The following is a 14,741-nucleotide window of genomic DNA, read 5'->3' as shown; positions in this document are numbered from 1 at the left end:
AATTCCCTCCATGCAATCTGTATTGTATACAATTCATGCCCGTCAAGAGGAAACTGGTTTGTGCTATCATTCTTGATCGGCAATCTGATCTGAAAACAAATTTGGAGCCAACACAGCACATATGAGCCGCGCATCAGAAACCGCTTATCAGAAAATCCGTTCCTTTATCCTGCAGGGAGAGGCAGCCCCCGGCATGCAGTTGACCGAGGAGAAACTGTCGGAAATTTCCGGTGTATCTCGCACGTCTGTGCGTGATGCTGTCCGGCGGTTGGAAAATGAAATGCTGGTAGTGCGCAGTGCATCCAAACGCCTTTCCGTGGCCGACTGGTCAGAGGACGAGGTCGATGAAATGTTTACCCTACGCGCTATGCTGGAGGCGCATGCTGCTGCCCGGGCCGCACAGCGGATTGACGGGGATACTTTGAACGCCTTGCGCGGAATCAATGACGAACTGAAGCGCGCAGTCAGCCAATCATCGCCCAACATTGCGGCTTTTCTGGAAGCAAATCGGCGCTTCCATGACCTGATACTGGAATGCGCCCGATCGCCGCGCCTTAGCAAACTGATGCCCGCATTGGTCGAACAACCTGTGGTCCGCCGGACTGCACATCAATATTCCAAGACCCAGCTTACGCAATCGGCTCTCGATCATGATGAGTTAATCGCCGCCTTTGCCGCCAAAGATGCCGATTGGGCCAGAGCCGTTATGATCAGCCACATTCGGCGCGCTTTTCATTCTTTCAGCATTACAGCGGCACCAGAAGACAGGTGACTAGATAATTCCCCGTTCCTGAAGATCCGCCATTTGAGCGCTATCCATACCCAACAATTCGCCATAAATCGCTTCATTATGTGCACCGAGTTCCGGGCCGATTGTTTCTACTTTACCCGGGGTATCTGACAGCTTTGGCGCGACGTTCTGCATCACGAAGTTCGCATGCTGCGGATGATCCATCTTGATCAATGCATCGCGCGCCTCAAAATGTGGGTCGGCTAGCATTTCCGGTGCCCGATAAATATTGCCCGCTGGAACTCCATTTTCCTCACATAAATCAAGTACTTCCTGACTGGTGAGTGTCTTGGTCCAATTGTTGACCAGGACATCAAGCTCCGTCTGATGTTCTCCACGCGCGACATGAGTGGCATAGCGTGGATCATCGCCGAGCTCTGCTTGCCCCATCATCGCCGCCATCCGCTTCCAAACGCTGTCCTGATTACCGCCAATCAAGACGCTGCCGTCCTTGGTCTCATACACATTTGACGGTGCGATTTTCGGAAGAATAGAACCCGTTCGCTCTCGGATATGCCCCGCCACTGTATATTCCGCGATCGTCGATTCCATATTGGCCAGCACCGCTTCGTAGATTGCCGAATCAACAACCTGCCCTTTGCCGGTCGCATGTCGATGGTGCAGCGCCATCATCGCACCGAGACAGGCATAGGTGGCCGCCAGCGAATCGCCGATCGACAGGCCTGCACGGCTCGGCGGGCGATCTGGCTCGCCTGCAATATAGCGCATGCCGCCCATTGCCTCACCAATAGAACCATAGCCAGCGCGCGACGCGTACGGTCCAGTCTGACCATAGCCAGAAACGCGAATCATGATCAGCGCTTCGTTAATCGCACTCAACTGATCATAGCCAAGTCCCCATTTTTCCATCGTGCCGGGGCGAAAATTTTCCAGCAGAAAGTCGCTTTTCTCGACTAATTTTTTGACGATGTCTTGGCCTTCTTTCTCTCGCAGATTGAGCGTGATCGACTTCTTGTTGCGGCCTACAACCGAGAACCAGAGAGGTATGCCCTGCCCCCAGCTACGCATAGCGTCGCCCACTTTTGGTGGCTCTATTTTGATTACTTCTGCACCATGATCACCCATTAGCTGGCCACAAAAAGGGCCGGCGATCAGCTGACCCATTTCAATCAATCGCAATCCGGTCAGTGCCCCTTGCGCCATTAAAAAACCTCCTGCATGATCCTTTTGCTATACAAAGGAAAATATAGATTGTATACAATTTCTATGGCGCATGAAAACCCCATATCAGTCAATATCGTTGAAGTCGGCCCGCGCGACGGGTTACAAAACGAGCAGGAAATCATATCGACCGGTGACAAGCTTGGCCTGATAAACCGCATGATCGATGCCGGTATTCGGCGAATGGAGGTGGCGAGCTTTGTCCATCCCAAGCGCGTCCCGCAAATGGCTGACGCTGAGGCCGTTATTGCTGATCTTCCCGACCGCGAAGACATGTCGTATATCGGGCTGTGCCTCAACAAACGCGGTGTTCTACGCGGACTTGCAACAAAAGAGGGCGGCAAACGGGGTATCGACGAAGCGGGCTGCGTGATCGTTGCCAGCGATACGTTCGGCGAAAAGAATCAAGGCCAAACCATCGAGCAAGGCATCAGAGAGAATCGTGAGATGATCCGCTTTGCCAAAACGGAAGGCCTGAAAGCACAGGTCACTATCTCTGCTGCCTTTGGTTGCCCCTTTGAAGGCCACGTCCCACCTGAGACTGTTTTGAACATCGCAAGCGAGATGGCCGAAGAAGAACCGCTCGAAATAGCGCTCGCCGATACGATCGGTGTCGGGGTTCCGGGACAGGTTGAGGATCTTTTCGGACGTCTTCGCGAAATACTGCCTGACCACATCACGATGCGCGCCCATTTTCATGACACGCGCAATACCGGTATTGCGAATGCCTGGGCGGCAGTGCGCTCTGGGGTGTCGACACTGGACGCAAGCCTTGGCGGTCTAGGGGGGTGTCCTTTCGCGCCTAATGCAACGGGCAATATTGCAACCGAGGATTTGATCAACCTTCTTGACCGTTCGTCCATCCGTCACGGTGTTGACCTACGAAAGGCCATCGCCACCAACCAATGGTTTGAAACAATAATGAAACGGCCTTTGCCATCGCTTGTCGCAAGGGCCGAAGCCTGAATGCAGAAATAATAAGAGAGAGAATAATATGGGGTATCGACTAGGCGTTGATGTCGGGGGAACCTTTACCGATCTATTGCTGTTCAACGATCAATCCGGACAATTCTGGCGCACCAAAACGCCGTCTACGCCCCATGATAGTTCTGAAGGTATTTTGAACGGTGTGAACGCGATTTGCGCCGATGCCGATGTGCAAGCCAGCGAGATTGAATATTTTCTACACGGTACAACCGTCGCCACCAACGCGGTGCTGGAAGGCAAAGGCGCGAAAGTTGGCCTGATCACCACCGAGGGCTATCGCGATATCATGCAGATCGCTCGGAGTTTTGTACCCGGCGGTCTGGCAGCCTGGATTATCTGGCCAAAACCGCAACCCTTGGCGGCGCTGGAGAACACCGTCACCGTAAAGGAACGCATGGATGCCGATGGCAACGAAGTGCGGCCATTGGATGAGAGCAGCGTTTCCGAAGCCATCACCCATCTGAAAAACCAAGGCGTCGAGGCGGTCACAGTTTCCCTGATGAACGCATATACTAATGGTGCGCATGAAAGTCGGATCGGCGAAATGGTCGCGGCTGAAATGCCGGAGATACCCTATTCGTTAAGCCACGAAGTGCTGCCTGAAATGCAGGAATATGAGCGCACGCTGACCACGGTTGCCAATGCGGCGGTTCGGCCAGTTGTCGGTCATTATGTATCCAACCTGCGGTCCAAGCTGGCTGATGCAGGAATGGCGGGTCGCTTTTCACTGTTGCGATCAGACGGCGGCCTGATGTCTTCGCAAAAGGCGGAAGAGCATCCGGTCAATATTCTGATGTCCGGTCCAGCTGGCGGCGTAACCGGCGCGGTCTGGGTTGCGAAAAATGCAGGCTTGAAAAACATCCTGACACTTGATGTCGGGGGGACCTCGACCGACGTGGCGCTTATCGAAAATCTGGAACCGCGCCGGGTTCGGACAACCGAGGTCGGCCATTTGTCTGTACGCGCTTCTTCGCTGGACGTAAAAACAGTCGGCGCTGGCGGCGGTTCGATTGCCTATGTGCCGGAATTAACCGGCGCTTTGCGCGTCGGTCCGCAATCGGCTGGCGCGGTGCCGGGACCGGTTGCCTATGGCAAGGGCGGTGAAGAGCCAACGGTTACCGACGCCAATGTTGTACTTGGTTATCTACCCGAAAACCTGCTCGGTGGCTCTTTCCAACTGGACCGTGAGGGTGCCAAAAAGTCGGTTCAAAAAATCGCCGATGCGCTTGGTATTGACCTGATGGCGGCGGCGCGCGGTATTATTGATATTGTGAATGAGAATATGTTCGGCGCGCTGCGGATGATCTCTGTCCAACAAGGCTATGATCCGCGCCACTTTGCCCTAATGGGTTTTGGCGGAGCAGGGCCGCTGCACGTTAACGCGGTTGCCAAGCTGATGGGCAGTTGGCCAGCAGTATCACCGGTATCTCCCGGTGTGCTGTGTGCCTTGGGCGATGCGACAACGCGGATGCGCACAGAAACGGCGCGCTCTTTCTCTCGCCTTGCAACCACAACGGACGCATCCGAGCTGATCGCGATCCTGAAGGAAATGGCCGATCAAACCCGTGCGGAATTGCTATCTGATGGCGTAGCGGAAGCAGACATTACCAGCGAATTCGAAGTCGATGTCCGCTATGCCGGACAGGCTTTTGAGGTGCCATTGACTATCACACCGGAAGTGCTGGATCGCGATGGGATTGAGGGCATATTGGCCCGCTTTGATGAAGAGCATCACCGCCTCTTCACCTTCAACATGGATACACCGCATGAGATTGTGAACCTGCGCGCCGTGGCTCTGGGGCAATCACTCAATTTACCAGCCGCCGAGTTACCAAAGGGTAATGGCGACCCATCGGATGCCAAAATCCGCGATCATAAATTGTGGATGGATGGCGCAGAACAGGATGGGGCGATTTACGATCGTGCCAAACTCAAACAGGGTGATGTCATAACTGGGCCGGCGATCGTGGTGGAGATGGACTCGACGACCCTGATCGAAACAGGCTGTATCGGCGAAGTGGATGCAGTCGGCAATATCCTTATCAATCTGGCGGAGGGACAATAAAATGCCTGCAACAATCATTGAAACCAATGACACGCCGTTTGAGAAAATCGACATTGATCCGGTTACACTCGACATTATCGAAAACGCCCTGCGTAATGCGCGCATTGAAATGGACGCGACACTGGTTCGCACGGCGATGTCTCCTGGCATCAGGGAACAGGGCGATGCGTTTCCGCTCATTGCCGATCACACCGGCAAGATGATTGTCGGCCAATTCGGCAGTTTCATCGGTGGTTTCCTGGAACAGTTTGATGGGACGCTCGAAGATGGTGACATGATTTTCCTGTCCGATCCCTATAGCTGCGAAGGCGCGGTCAGCCACAATAACGACTGGCTTATATTGCTGCCGATATTCAAGGATGGCCGGTTGATTGCCTATACCGCAATGTTTGGCCATCAGTCTGACATTGGCGGCAAGGTCGTCGGTTCGATGCCGATTGATGCGAAGTCCATTTTTGAAGAAGGCGTCCGGATTCCGCCGGTAAAAATCTGGAAAAAGGGCGAATATAACGAAGACCTGATGAAGCTCGTCATGCACCAGACACGCAAGCCAGACTGGTGCCAGGCGGATATCAACGCGATTATCGCATCCTGCCGCGTAGCCGCCCGCCGGGTCATAGAGATGGCAGAACGGTTCGGCGATGATGTCTATGTTTCAGCAACGCAGGAACTGCTCGCCCGCAATCATCGCGCGATGAAAACGTTGATTGGTCAGGCGATTGGTGAAGAGCCGGTGAGCTTTGAAGATTATATTTGTGACGATGGCATTGGTGCCGGTCCCTACAAGATAAAGTGCACGATGTGGCGGGACGGCGACAAGGTTATCCTCGATTTTGAGGGGACCGATCCACAAAGTGGCGCTTCCATTAACTTCTTCCTGAACGAGAATATGTTCAAGATGTTCTTTGGCATCTACATGATCATGGTTTTCGACCCGCAAATCCTGTTCAATGACGGGTTTTATGATCTCATTGATGTAAGGATTCCAGAAGGCTCTCTACTCAAGCCGAAATTCCCGGCAGCATTATCGGGTCGTACCCATGCGTTAGGGCGGATTTTCGACATCTTGGGCGGGTTACTGGGCCAGAAGACGCCGGAATTCCTCAATGCCGCAGGATTCTCATCCTCGCCTCATCTGTTCTATTCCGGCAATGACAAGAAAGGTGACTGGTTTCAGCTCTTTCAGATTGGTTTTGGCGGTATACCGGGACGGCCGCTGGGTGATGGACCGGATGGTCATTCGTTATGGCCCGGCTTTACCAATGTACCGAATGAGTTTCTTGAGCGCTACTTCCCGCTGCGGATCGAGCGCTATGAGACGGCGCCGGATAGCGGTGGTGCGGGACTGCATCGCGGCGGCAACGGTATCTATCTGAGCTATCGTTTCCTCGCTGCTGGTACGATTTCCATCCATGATGACCGCTGGTTCGTGCCGCCATGGGGTGTGAATGGTGGTGAGCCGGGCAAGCGGGCGCGGAAAATTCTGGAGAAAGAGGATGGCAGCAGCACCATCATCGGGAACAAAGTTGAGGAAGTCACCGTGGAAGAGGGTGATCAGTTGCACTTCATCACCTGGGGCGGTGGCGGTTGGGGGAGCCCACTGGAACGCGATCCCGAGCTGGTAGCCCTGGAAATCCGCCAAGGTCTGGTCACGGTCGATGGCGCGCGCGAATATGGCGTGGTCATCGCGGATGACGGGAAAGTTGACGCTGCTGCCACGGAAAGGTTACGCGCTGATATGGCAAGCCGGATCACCGAAACCGACAGTCCGTTCAACTTCGGACCCGATATCGATACATTGCGGGCCAATTGTGTCGAAGAAACCGGCCTGCCAGCGCCCGTGCAACCGGGACATGCCGCTGCCTAACAACCAATGCTTCTGTTAGTGGACTTCCCCCTTGCCGCCGATCATCACGGCGGCAAGGGAGAGCTTTGCACATGAGCATTTTGGACAATTTCAAACTGGAAGGCGACGTCGCGGTCGTCACTGGCGCGGGCAAAGGTATTGGGCGCGCGATCGCCTTGGGTCTGGCAGAAGCCGGTGCAGACGTGGCGCTCGCCGCCCGCACTGCCGGCGATCTTGAAGCCGTCGCAGAAGAAATCCGCGCACTCGGCCGCCGCGCAATTACGGTCGCCACTGATGTCACCGATATGGCGGCGCTCGAACATCTGGCAGAACGCACGGTTGCAGAACTCGGCAAGCTCAGCATCTGGGTCAGCAATGCTGGCGGATTGCCCGATGGCACGCCGCGCTATCTGACCAAAACGCCGGAAGCCAATTGGGACGCGCAAATTGATCTCAATCTCAAAAGCGTCTGGATGGGCGCTGTCGTTGCCGCGAAACATATGAAGGATGATGGCGGCGTGATTATCAACACCTCATCCCGCACCTCCTTTGGCGGGCAGATTAAAAACGGCCCCTATGGCGCATCCAAAGCGGCCGTGAATAGCCTGACCAGTACTTTGTCGCTTGAACTCGCGCCGAAAATCCGCGTCAATGCGGTGGCGCCTGGCCCGATCCCGACCGAGAATTTTGATGAATCCATGGGGATAAAGTCCGAGGATGACCGCGAGAAACTGCTCAAGCATATCGGCATCCCTCTGCAACGCTATGGCACGGAGGAAGATATTGCCGCAGCCGTAATCTATATGGCCTCTCCGGCTGCCAGCTGGGTGACCGGCCAGTGCCTGTTCGTCACCGGCGGGCGCTAAACGAAACATTGCAGGCATCATCCAAACTGCGCTAGCATCTTTGAAACAATAGATTGCGGCGCGCTTGAACAATATATTTCCGATATTCCAGTTTCTGAAAGACAAGACCGAGGCCGGTCTGGACTGTGCTCTCGTGACATTGACGGCGGTCACTGGCGCCTCCACCCGCAATCCCGGGGCGCATATGGCGGTCGCTACGGATGGCAGCGCAGCAGGTTCCTTTTCCGGTGGTTGCATTGAAACTGCGGTCATCGCGGAGGCGGTGGATTGCATCAGCGAAGGTGCCCCGCGCAAAGTCCGCTTTGGCGCCGGATCGCCCTATCTCGACATTCGCCTTCCCTGCGGTGGCGGCATTGATTTGCTATTTACGCCTTTGCCCGATGCGCGCGTTGCAGCAGAACTATATGATGCAGTCATGGAAAGACAGCCCTTCACGATCAGCATGGATCGCGAGACGGGCGCGCTAAGCTGTACGCCAGCCGAACAGGATCAAGCTGTTATCAGCGCAGGATCATGGGTTCATGTCAATCATGTCCCTCCTGCGAAAATCGTGATCCTTGGCCATGGCGCAGTGGTGGAGAATCTCGCCAATCTCACGGCATCCTATGGCCTCGACTGCGAAATATTGACTCCTGATGCCGACATCGTGGCGCGTGTCACCGGACAAGGCGGAACCGCTAGCCTGCTCAAGACACCGGCGGCGACCGATCTCTATCAGGCTGATCCATGGACCGCCTGCATCTTCTATTTCCACGATCATGATTGGGAAGCCGAGCTGATGAAACAGGCGCTGGCATCCCCGGCCTTTTACATCGGCGCCATGGGCAGTTTCAAAACCCACGACATGCGCAAGGCTTTGCTCAACGCCATTGGCGTCAGCGACGAAGACATCAAACGCATGAAAGCACCAATAGGCATCATCCCATCCACGCGCGATCCGGCGACACTCGCGCTATCCACACTGACAGAAATTATCGAAACCTATCACAGCCGGTTCAGCCGCACCCATGGTACTATCGCACTATAGCGAATGCCTCAAAGAGATTGGCCGTCATCCACAACCATGTCCGAACCGGTCACAGACTGTGAGGCATCGGATGAGAAATAGAGCATCATCGCATCAAGCGACGCCATGTCCTGCAGACGCCGCCGATGGAAACCCGCGATTTGTTTCTGACCGCCTTCGGTCTGATACCAATCACCCTGAATCTCCGTCGCGATATAGCCGGGATGGATGGTGTTCACATTCACGCCTTGCCGCACCCATTCACGCGCAAGATTCCGGCCCAGATGGGTCACACCCGCCTTGCTCGCGGCATAGGCGCTATCGCCCTCTCCTGTCAGCCGTGATGTGATCGACCCGATGATCGTGATCCGGCCATTTTCCTTGGTCCGGCTGTCATTGGCAATGAGCCGTTTAGCCCCTTCCCGGGCAACCAGATAGACACCAGTAAAATTCGTGCCGACAAGAACCTGCAAACGGTCCAAAGACACATCGGTCGACCGCCCTGCGGCACTAACACCGGCATTGGCGATAATCGTGTCGACAACCCCAAATTCTGCTTCGGCGGCATCATAGGCCGCGACAACCGATGCTTCATCGGTGACATCCAGCGGTACAGCCAGCGCATTGCCGCCTGCCACGACTATTTTTTCCGCTACTTCTGCCGTGCGATCTGTACGCCGCGCACCCAGCACGACATTGGCCCCGGCCGCGCCGAACAGTTCCGCAAAATGGGCACCCAGCCCCGAAGATGCTCCGGCGATCAGCGCGGTCCGGCCCGCTAGTGAGAAGGGAATGTCCATATCTGTCCTCTGGATTTTGCGTTATCACAATAGGCTCTAGACCATCGCCTTCGGCTCGGCCAATATCGCTTTGCATAGGGGCAAAGGGAAGAGGATAGACATGATCGACGCATCTTTGAATTATGAAGGCAAAATAGTGTCCGTCATTGGCGGTTCCAGCGGCATTGGTAATGCCACGGCACAGGCCTTTCGCAGATGCGGCGCAACCGTCCACGTCACGGGCACACGCGCAGGACCGGATGATTATTCCAAGAATGAAGGCTCTGATCTGGAAGGCCTTCACTATGCGCAGGTCAATGCTGCCGATGACGCAGCTATTGCCGCCTATCGCCAGACGTTTGATCGTCTCGATGTGCTGATCTGTTCGCAGGGTATGGTGCTTTACAAGCGGCAGGAATTTGAACCGGAAAATTTTGCCAAGGTGATCCAGGTCAATCTCAACAGCCTGATGACCTTTGCCGGCCAGTTTCATGATCTGCTCAAAGAAGCCAGCGGCTCGCTGATCATTATCAGCTCGACCGCTGCCTTTCACGCAACCGTTGGTAACCCGGCCTATAATGCGTCGAAAACCGGGGCCATGGGATTGACCCGAACGCTAGGCAAAGCATGGGCCCCGGATGGCATCCGCGTGAACGGCATTGCACCGGGCCTTATCGCCACCAAGATGACGGCGGTGACAACGGAAAATCCGAAACGGCGCGATGCGACCATCCGCAATATTCCGGTTGGCCGTATTGGCGATCCCGAAGATATGGCAGGGCTATCACTGTTTCTGGCATCACCGCTGGCCAGCTATGTTGTGGGGCAGACGCTGATCGCAGACGGCGGATTGTTGTTATAATGGTTCGCGGCAAGACCATGATTGCCGGGTCGATTTTATTGGGGCTCGCGATGGCCGGACCGGGACAAGCGGCGGGTAGTGAAGGCTATCGCTATGATCAATATAGCGCCTCAACCGATTGCGGAAACCGCAAGCCGCTTACCGAAAAAGAGCAAATCGGCTTGTCGCGGTCTGGCGATATATTCCGCATTCTGACCATGACTGGCACCCAGGCGGAGAAGAACGAAACAGCCCATTGGATGATATTGGCTGTTGATGACACCCCGCTAAACAAGGCGATGGATTTTCCGCCGGAGCGTTGCGCCAGCGCTGCCGTGTTGCAGATGTCTGATGGCAGAGAATATCGCGGTCTTTTGGAATATAGAGACACATCGGGTGAAGTCGAACATCGTGGCCGCCCTTATCGTGTGTTATTTGAGCCAGAAAGTCCGATTCCCGAACTGCGCTATGACTATGGCGGTTATCGGATTGACGGACATCTTAGCTATCCGGAACATGGCGACAAGCCCCGCCCCTTTAGCGGGTGGTGGATCATGGTGGAACGCTGATCAGGCTGCTTTGGGTGGCGTGTCGGGCACCGCTCTGGCGGCATAGAGATAAGCCAGTATCGCCAGGGTGAGGCTTAATATCGTAATGCCGATGACCGCGTAATTGAGCGACAGCGTGCCATAATCCGGCGCCAACCGATCACTCATCGCTCCGGCCACAGCTGGCCCGATAAAATAGCCCAGAAAAGTTGCTGACAAGCTGGCTATGGAGGAGGCGGTACCGCGTTCGGTTGGTGAAACGGATGCCTGCATCATGGCGATGGCAGGACCCTGGGTAGATGTGTGCACACCATAGCCCAGCGCATAGAGCACCAAGGCCAGTACGAGATTGTCCGTCAGCAGGCACAGACACAAAAGGGGCAAGGCAAGAAGCACCACAATGGCACAATACCAGGCCCGCCATTTCGGGTTTCTCGTGGCGAGCCAGTCGGTCAGATAGCCTCCCAAAATCATGCTGGGCACACCGCCAATGATCCAGGCAAGCCCCAGATATATGCCAACCTGTGAAACCGGAATCTCAAAATTGCGGATCAGGATCGGCGCAAGCCAGATCGCAAAGGCATAAGAGGCCGTGACCGCCAATGCGTTGGCCAGTGCCACGCGCGTGAAAACACGGTTTTTCCACAACGAGGCCATGGTTGTTGCAAAGGGTTCTTGCGTCTCCGCCTTTTCCTTGTCCCCGGCGGCAAATTGGCTGCGATCGGGTTCGCGCACGGTGAGGTAAATGAGCAGGCCGAGCAAAATGCCTGGCAGTCCCAATATGATGAATGTCCAGCGCCAGCCATAGGTTTCCGCTAGCAACCCGCCCGCGACAAAACCCACCACGGGCCCCAACACCGCACCGATGGAAAATATTCCCATTGCCCTGGAAAGCTCATGGGATTGGAAATAGTTGGTGAGGATTGAAATGGCCGGGGGATTGCCGCCTGCCTCCCCCACACCGACACCTAGACGCGCCAGAAACAGTGTCCAGAAACCTGTTGCTACGCCGCATAATGCGGTCATCAGACTCCAGAGACTCACTGCAATAGAGATCATTTTCTTGCGATTGGTGCGATCAGCCAACCGTCCTGCCGGTATCCCGAGAAGCACATAGAAAAGAGTGAAGGCCGTGCCAGCCAACAGGCCAATTTGCGTGTCGGTCAGAACAAAGTCCGCCTTTATGTCCTCGATCAGGATCGACATGACCATGCGATCCGTGATGTTGAACATGTAGGTCAGCATCATCACAAACAGGATATAATAGCGGTACATGTTACCGGGCTTGCTTCCGGGCACCGCGGCAGATTGCTGAACCATGCTTATCCCTCCCTATGGGAGAGGGATAACGTGAAAAAGGGGGCACAGCCAGAGTGGCCGCACCCCCTTTTATGATAGGGCTTTGTTGTGTGTTTTAGGTAGTCGCAGACAGTTTGACGTGCCGCCGCATATGATGATCGACACTGCCAAATTCGCTTTCGATGATCGACAATCGCTTGAAATAGCTGCCAACCGCCGTTTCATCCGTCACGCCCATGCCGCCATGGGTTTGCACCGCCGACTGACCGACAAAGCGCGCCGATTGTCCGATGCGGACCTTGGCAGATGAAACCGCATGTTTGCGGGCCGCTTCGTCTTCGGCAAGTTTGATCGTCGCGAGATAAGACATGGAGATCGACTGCTCATATTCCATGAACATATCAACCATCCGGTGTTGGAGCACCTGGAAGCTGCTGATCGGCACGCCGAATTGCTTACGCTGCTTTGCATATTCCAGTGTCATCGCATGGGTCACCTGCATCGCGCCAGTGGCTTCAGCACAAACCGCCGCTGTCGCTTCATCAACAATCGTCTCGATCAATGGCAGGCCGTTGTCGAGCTCTCCGATCAGGGTATCCGCCGAGACTGAAACATTCTCAAAATAGACTTCCGATGCGCGGCGACCATCGACAGTTGCATAGTCACGCAGACTGACGCCGTCGGCGTCCTTGGCAACGATGAACACCGATACACCGCCTGCATCCGTCTGTCCGCCAGAGGTTCTCGCGGTGACCATGAAATGACTCGCCCAAGGCGCACCAATCACGACGGCCTTGTGACCGTTAAGTGTGTATCCGTCGCCGTCTTTTTTCGCCGTGGTTGTCAGATTGGCCAGATCATAGCGGCCCTGCGGTTCGGCATAGGCGAAAGCAAAAACCTTTTCGCCGGCGATGATCGCGCTGAGATATTCTTCTTTCTGCGCCGCGGTTCCGGCATGTTTCAGGAAACCACCCGCGCAGACCACGCTTGGAATGAAAGGCTCGACCACTAGGCCTTTGCCAAATTCTTCCATGATCAGCATGGTTTCCACTGCGCCGCCACCAAAGCCGCCATCTTCTTCGGAAAATGGGGCTGCCAGCATGCCCAATTCGGCAAGCTGCGCCCAGAATTCGGGACGCCAGCCAGATTCGCTAGAGATCACGGCACGGCGTGTATCCCAGTCATATTGTTCCCGAACAAGCCGGGAAATACCGTCACGAACCATATTTTGTTCGTCAGAAAAATTGAAATCCATAGTTTCGCTTTCTTATTATATTTGCGGGTTGGATCTAAAGCCCGAGGACCATTTTGGTGATGATGTTACGCTGAATCTCGTTCGATCCCCCATAGATCGAAGTCTTGCGCATGTTGAAATAGGTCGGAGCCGCGCTGTGTGCATAGTCCGGACCGATCGGGAAGTCATTCGACCCATCGGCCGGAAAGCTGCGGAAATCAGGCGTGCCGTAATGGCCAACTGCTTCCAGCGTCAATTCGGTCAGGCGCTGCTGGATTTCCGTGCCTTTCACTTTCAACAGCGAACTTTCCGGTCCTGGTCCCTTGCCTGCCTGCTCACCGGCGAGCGTCCGCAGCTCGGTAATTTCCAGCGCCGCAAGATCAATTTCGAGCTGGCTGATCTTGGTTGCAAAACCCATGTCCTGAAGCAGCGGCTCACCGTCGAGCAGCTCATGCGTGGCAATTTCTTTCAGCTGCTCGACACCGCGTTTGGAACGCGCCACACCAGCAATGCCGGAACGCTCATGCGCCAGCAGGAACTTCGCGTAGGTCCAGCCCTTATTCTCTTCGCCAATCAGATTTTCCGCAGGCACACGCACGTCAGTGAGCCACACTTCGTTGACCTCGTAACCCCCGTCGATCAGCTTGATCGGACGCACTTCAATGCCGGGAGTTTTCATGTCGACCAGAATGAAGCTGATGCCTTCCTGCGGCTTGGCAGCGTCGGGATCCGTACGACACAGGAAAAAGCCCCAATCGGCATGTTGCGCGAGGGTAGTCCATGTTTTCTGACCATTGATGATATAGTCATCACCGTTTCTGACCATTGATGATATAGTCATCACCGTCGCGCACAGCCGTGGTTTTCAATGAGGCAAGGTCAGACCCGGCACCCGGCTCGGAATAGCCCTGACACCACCACACATCGCCGCTGCGAATGCCAGGCAGATGTTTGGCTTTCTGTTCTTCATTGCCGAATGTGTAAATAACCGGGCCGACCATCGCGACACCAAATGGCAGCGGCATGACTGCATTGACCCGTGCATTTTCTTCCGACCAGATATAACGCTGTGTCGGCGTCCAGCCGGTTCCGCCATATTGCTCTGGCCAAGCCGGAACCGACCACCCTTTCTCACCCAGAATTTTATGCCATGCTGTCATGTCTTCAGGGCTCATGTCGTCCTGAACCGCCGCACGTTCGATATTCTGAGGATAATTATTTTCGATAAAGCTGCGCACTTCGTCGCGAAAAGCTTTTTCTTCTGCAGTGAACTCCAGGTTCATGACCGACTCTCCAAT

Annotated in this window: 12 protein-coding genes and 1 pseudogene; 8 read left to right on the top strand and 5 right to left on the bottom strand. The window is 55.0% G+C overall.

Going from position 1 to position 14,741, the window contains the following annotated elements:
* Nucleotides 1-121 precede the first annotated feature (121 nt).
* Entirely contained in the window at nt 122-772 is a 651-nt protein-coding gene (locus BS29_RS02195; RefSeq protein WP_229955593.1) for a GntR family transcriptional regulator, read from the top strand.
* Here BS29_RS02195 and BS29_RS02190 read toward each other — a convergent pair whose 3' ends face one another.
* Nucleotides 773-1,954 carry a CaiB/BaiF CoA transferase family protein gene (locus BS29_RS02190; RefSeq protein ID WP_229955592.1) on the bottom strand — a complete coding sequence of 394 codons (1,182 nt, stop codon included), beginning with the start codon at nt 1,952-1,954 and terminating at the stop codon, nt 773-775.
* Nucleotides 1,955-2,017: 63 nt separating this feature from the next.
* Between BS29_RS02190 and BS29_RS02185 the strand changes: the two genes are divergently transcribed.
* The 5 genes from BS29_RS02185 (at nt 2,018) to BS29_RS02165 (ending at nt 8,763) form a co-directional block, all read left to right on the top strand.
* Nucleotides 2,018-2,938 carry a hydroxymethylglutaryl-CoA lyase gene (locus BS29_RS02185; protein WP_229955591.1) on the top strand — a complete coding sequence of 307 codons (921 nt, stop codon included), beginning with the start codon at nt 2,018-2,020 and terminating at the stop codon, nt 2,936-2,938.
* Between the two features lie 28 nt (nt 2,939-2,966).
* Nucleotides 2,967-5,024, top strand: coding sequence for a hydantoinase/oxoprolinase family protein (locus BS29_RS02180; protein ID WP_229955589.1), 2,058 nt, complete (start codon nt 2,967-2,969; stop codon nt 5,022-5,024).
* A gap of 1 nt (nt 5,025) precedes the next feature.
* A complete protein-coding gene (locus tag BS29_RS02175) occupies nt 5,026-6,891 on the top strand; it encodes a hydantoinase B/oxoprolinase family protein (RefSeq protein WP_229955587.1) in 1,866 nt (621 codons plus the stop codon).
* Between the two features lie 71 nt (nt 6,892-6,962).
* Nucleotides 6,963-7,736 (top strand): SDR family NAD(P)-dependent oxidoreductase, encoded by a 774-nt coding sequence (locus BS29_RS02170; RefSeq protein WP_229955585.1) that lies wholly within the window; start codon nt 6,963-6,965, stop codon nt 7,734-7,736.
* A 64-nt stretch (nt 7,737-7,800) separates the two neighbouring features.
* Nucleotides 7,801-8,763: an XdhC family protein gene (locus BS29_RS02165; RefSeq protein WP_229955583.1), complete on the top strand. Its 963-nt coding sequence runs from the start codon at nt 7,801-7,803 to the stop codon at nt 8,761-8,763.
* Nucleotides 8,764-8,771: 8 nt separating this feature from the next.
* On the opposite strand, the gene BS29_RS02160 is transcribed toward BS29_RS02165, so the two are convergent.
* Nucleotides 8,772-9,542 (bottom strand): SDR family NAD(P)-dependent oxidoreductase, encoded by a 771-nt coding sequence (locus tag BS29_RS02160; RefSeq protein WP_229955581.1) that lies wholly within the window; start codon nt 9,540-9,542, stop codon nt 8,772-8,774.
* 100 nt (nt 9,543-9,642) lie between these two features.
* On the opposite strand from BS29_RS02160, the gene BS29_RS02155 reads away from it, so the two are divergent.
* Nucleotides 9,643-10,383, top strand: a complete 741-nt coding sequence (locus tag BS29_RS02155; RefSeq protein WP_229955579.1) for an SDR family NAD(P)-dependent oxidoreductase — start codon at nt 9,643-9,645, stop codon at nt 10,381-10,383.
* Nucleotides 10,383-10,931 carry a hypothetical protein gene (locus BS29_RS02150; protein WP_229955578.1) on the top strand — a complete coding sequence of 183 codons (549 nt, stop codon included), beginning with the start codon at nt 10,383-10,385 and terminating at the stop codon, nt 10,929-10,931. Before BS29_RS02155 ends, BS29_RS02150 begins: the two co-directional genes overlap by 1 nt.
* On the opposite strand, the gene BS29_RS02145 is transcribed toward BS29_RS02150, so the two are convergent.
* The 3 genes and pseudogenes from BS29_RS02145 to BS29_RS02135 form a co-directional block, all read right to left on the bottom strand.
* A complete protein-coding gene (locus tag BS29_RS02145; RefSeq protein WP_229955576.1) occupies nt 10,932-12,230 on the bottom strand; it encodes a spinster family MFS transporter in 1,299 nt (432 codons plus the stop codon).
* A gap of 94 nt (nt 12,231-12,324) precedes the next feature.
* Nucleotides 12,325-13,464: an acyl-CoA dehydrogenase family protein gene (locus BS29_RS02140; RefSeq protein ID WP_229955574.1), complete on the bottom strand. Its 1,140-nt coding sequence runs from the start codon at nt 13,462-13,464 to the stop codon at nt 12,325-12,327.
* 34 nt (nt 13,465-13,498) lie between these two features.
* Nucleotides 13,499-14,726 (bottom strand): annotated as a pseudogene (locus BS29_RS02135) (acyl-CoA dehydrogenase family protein).
* Between the last annotated feature and the right edge of the window lie 15 nt (nt 14,727-14,741).

This window comes from Parasphingorhabdus litoris DSM 22379, from assembly GCF_020906275.1.
GTDB classification, from domain to species: domain Bacteria; phylum Pseudomonadota; class Alphaproteobacteria; order Sphingomonadales; family Sphingomonadaceae; genus Parasphingorhabdus; species Parasphingorhabdus litoris.
This window is presented reverse-complemented; position numbering and strand designations above follow the sequence as displayed.

Bases quoted from the DNA above. Each gene is read 5' to 3' on its own strand.
- BS29_RS02195 (WP_229955593.1), top strand. From the start codon at position 122: ATGAGCCGCGCATCAGAAACCGCTTATCAGAAAATCCGTTCCTTTATC.
- BS29_RS02190 (WP_229955592.1), bottom strand. From the start codon at position 1,954: ATGGCGCAAGGGGCACTGACCGGATTGCGATTGATTGAAATGGGTCAG.
- BS29_RS02185 (WP_229955591.1), top strand. From the start codon at position 2,018: ATGGCGCATGAAAACCCCATATCAGTCAATATCGTTGAAGTCGGCCCG.
- BS29_RS02180 (WP_229955589.1), top strand. From the start codon at position 2,967: ATGGGGTATCGACTAGGCGTTGATGTCGGGGGAACCTTTACCGATCTA.
- BS29_RS02175 (WP_229955587.1), top strand. From the start codon at position 5,026: ATGCCTGCAACAATCATTGAAACCAATGACACGCCGTTTGAGAAAATC.
- BS29_RS02170 (WP_229955585.1), top strand. From the start codon at position 6,963: ATGAGCATTTTGGACAATTTCAAACTGGAAGGCGACGTCGCGGTCGTC.
- BS29_RS02160 (WP_229955581.1), bottom strand. From the start codon at position 9,542: ATGGACATTCCCTTCTCACTAGCGGGCCGGACCGCGCTGATCGCCGGA.
- BS29_RS02155 (WP_229955579.1), top strand. From the start codon at position 9,643: ATGATCGACGCATCTTTGAATTATGAAGGCAAAATAGTGTCCGTCATT.
- BS29_RS02150 (WP_229955578.1), top strand. From the start codon at position 10,383: ATGGTTCGCGGCAAGACCATGATTGCCGGGTCGATTTTATTGGGGCTC.
- BS29_RS02145 (WP_229955576.1), bottom strand. From the start codon at position 12,230: ATGGTTCAGCAATCTGCCGCGGTGCCCGGAAGCAAGCCCGGTAACATG.
- BS29_RS02140 (WP_229955574.1), bottom strand. From the start codon at position 13,464: ATGGATTTCAATTTTTCTGACGAACAAAATATGGTTCGTGACGGTATT.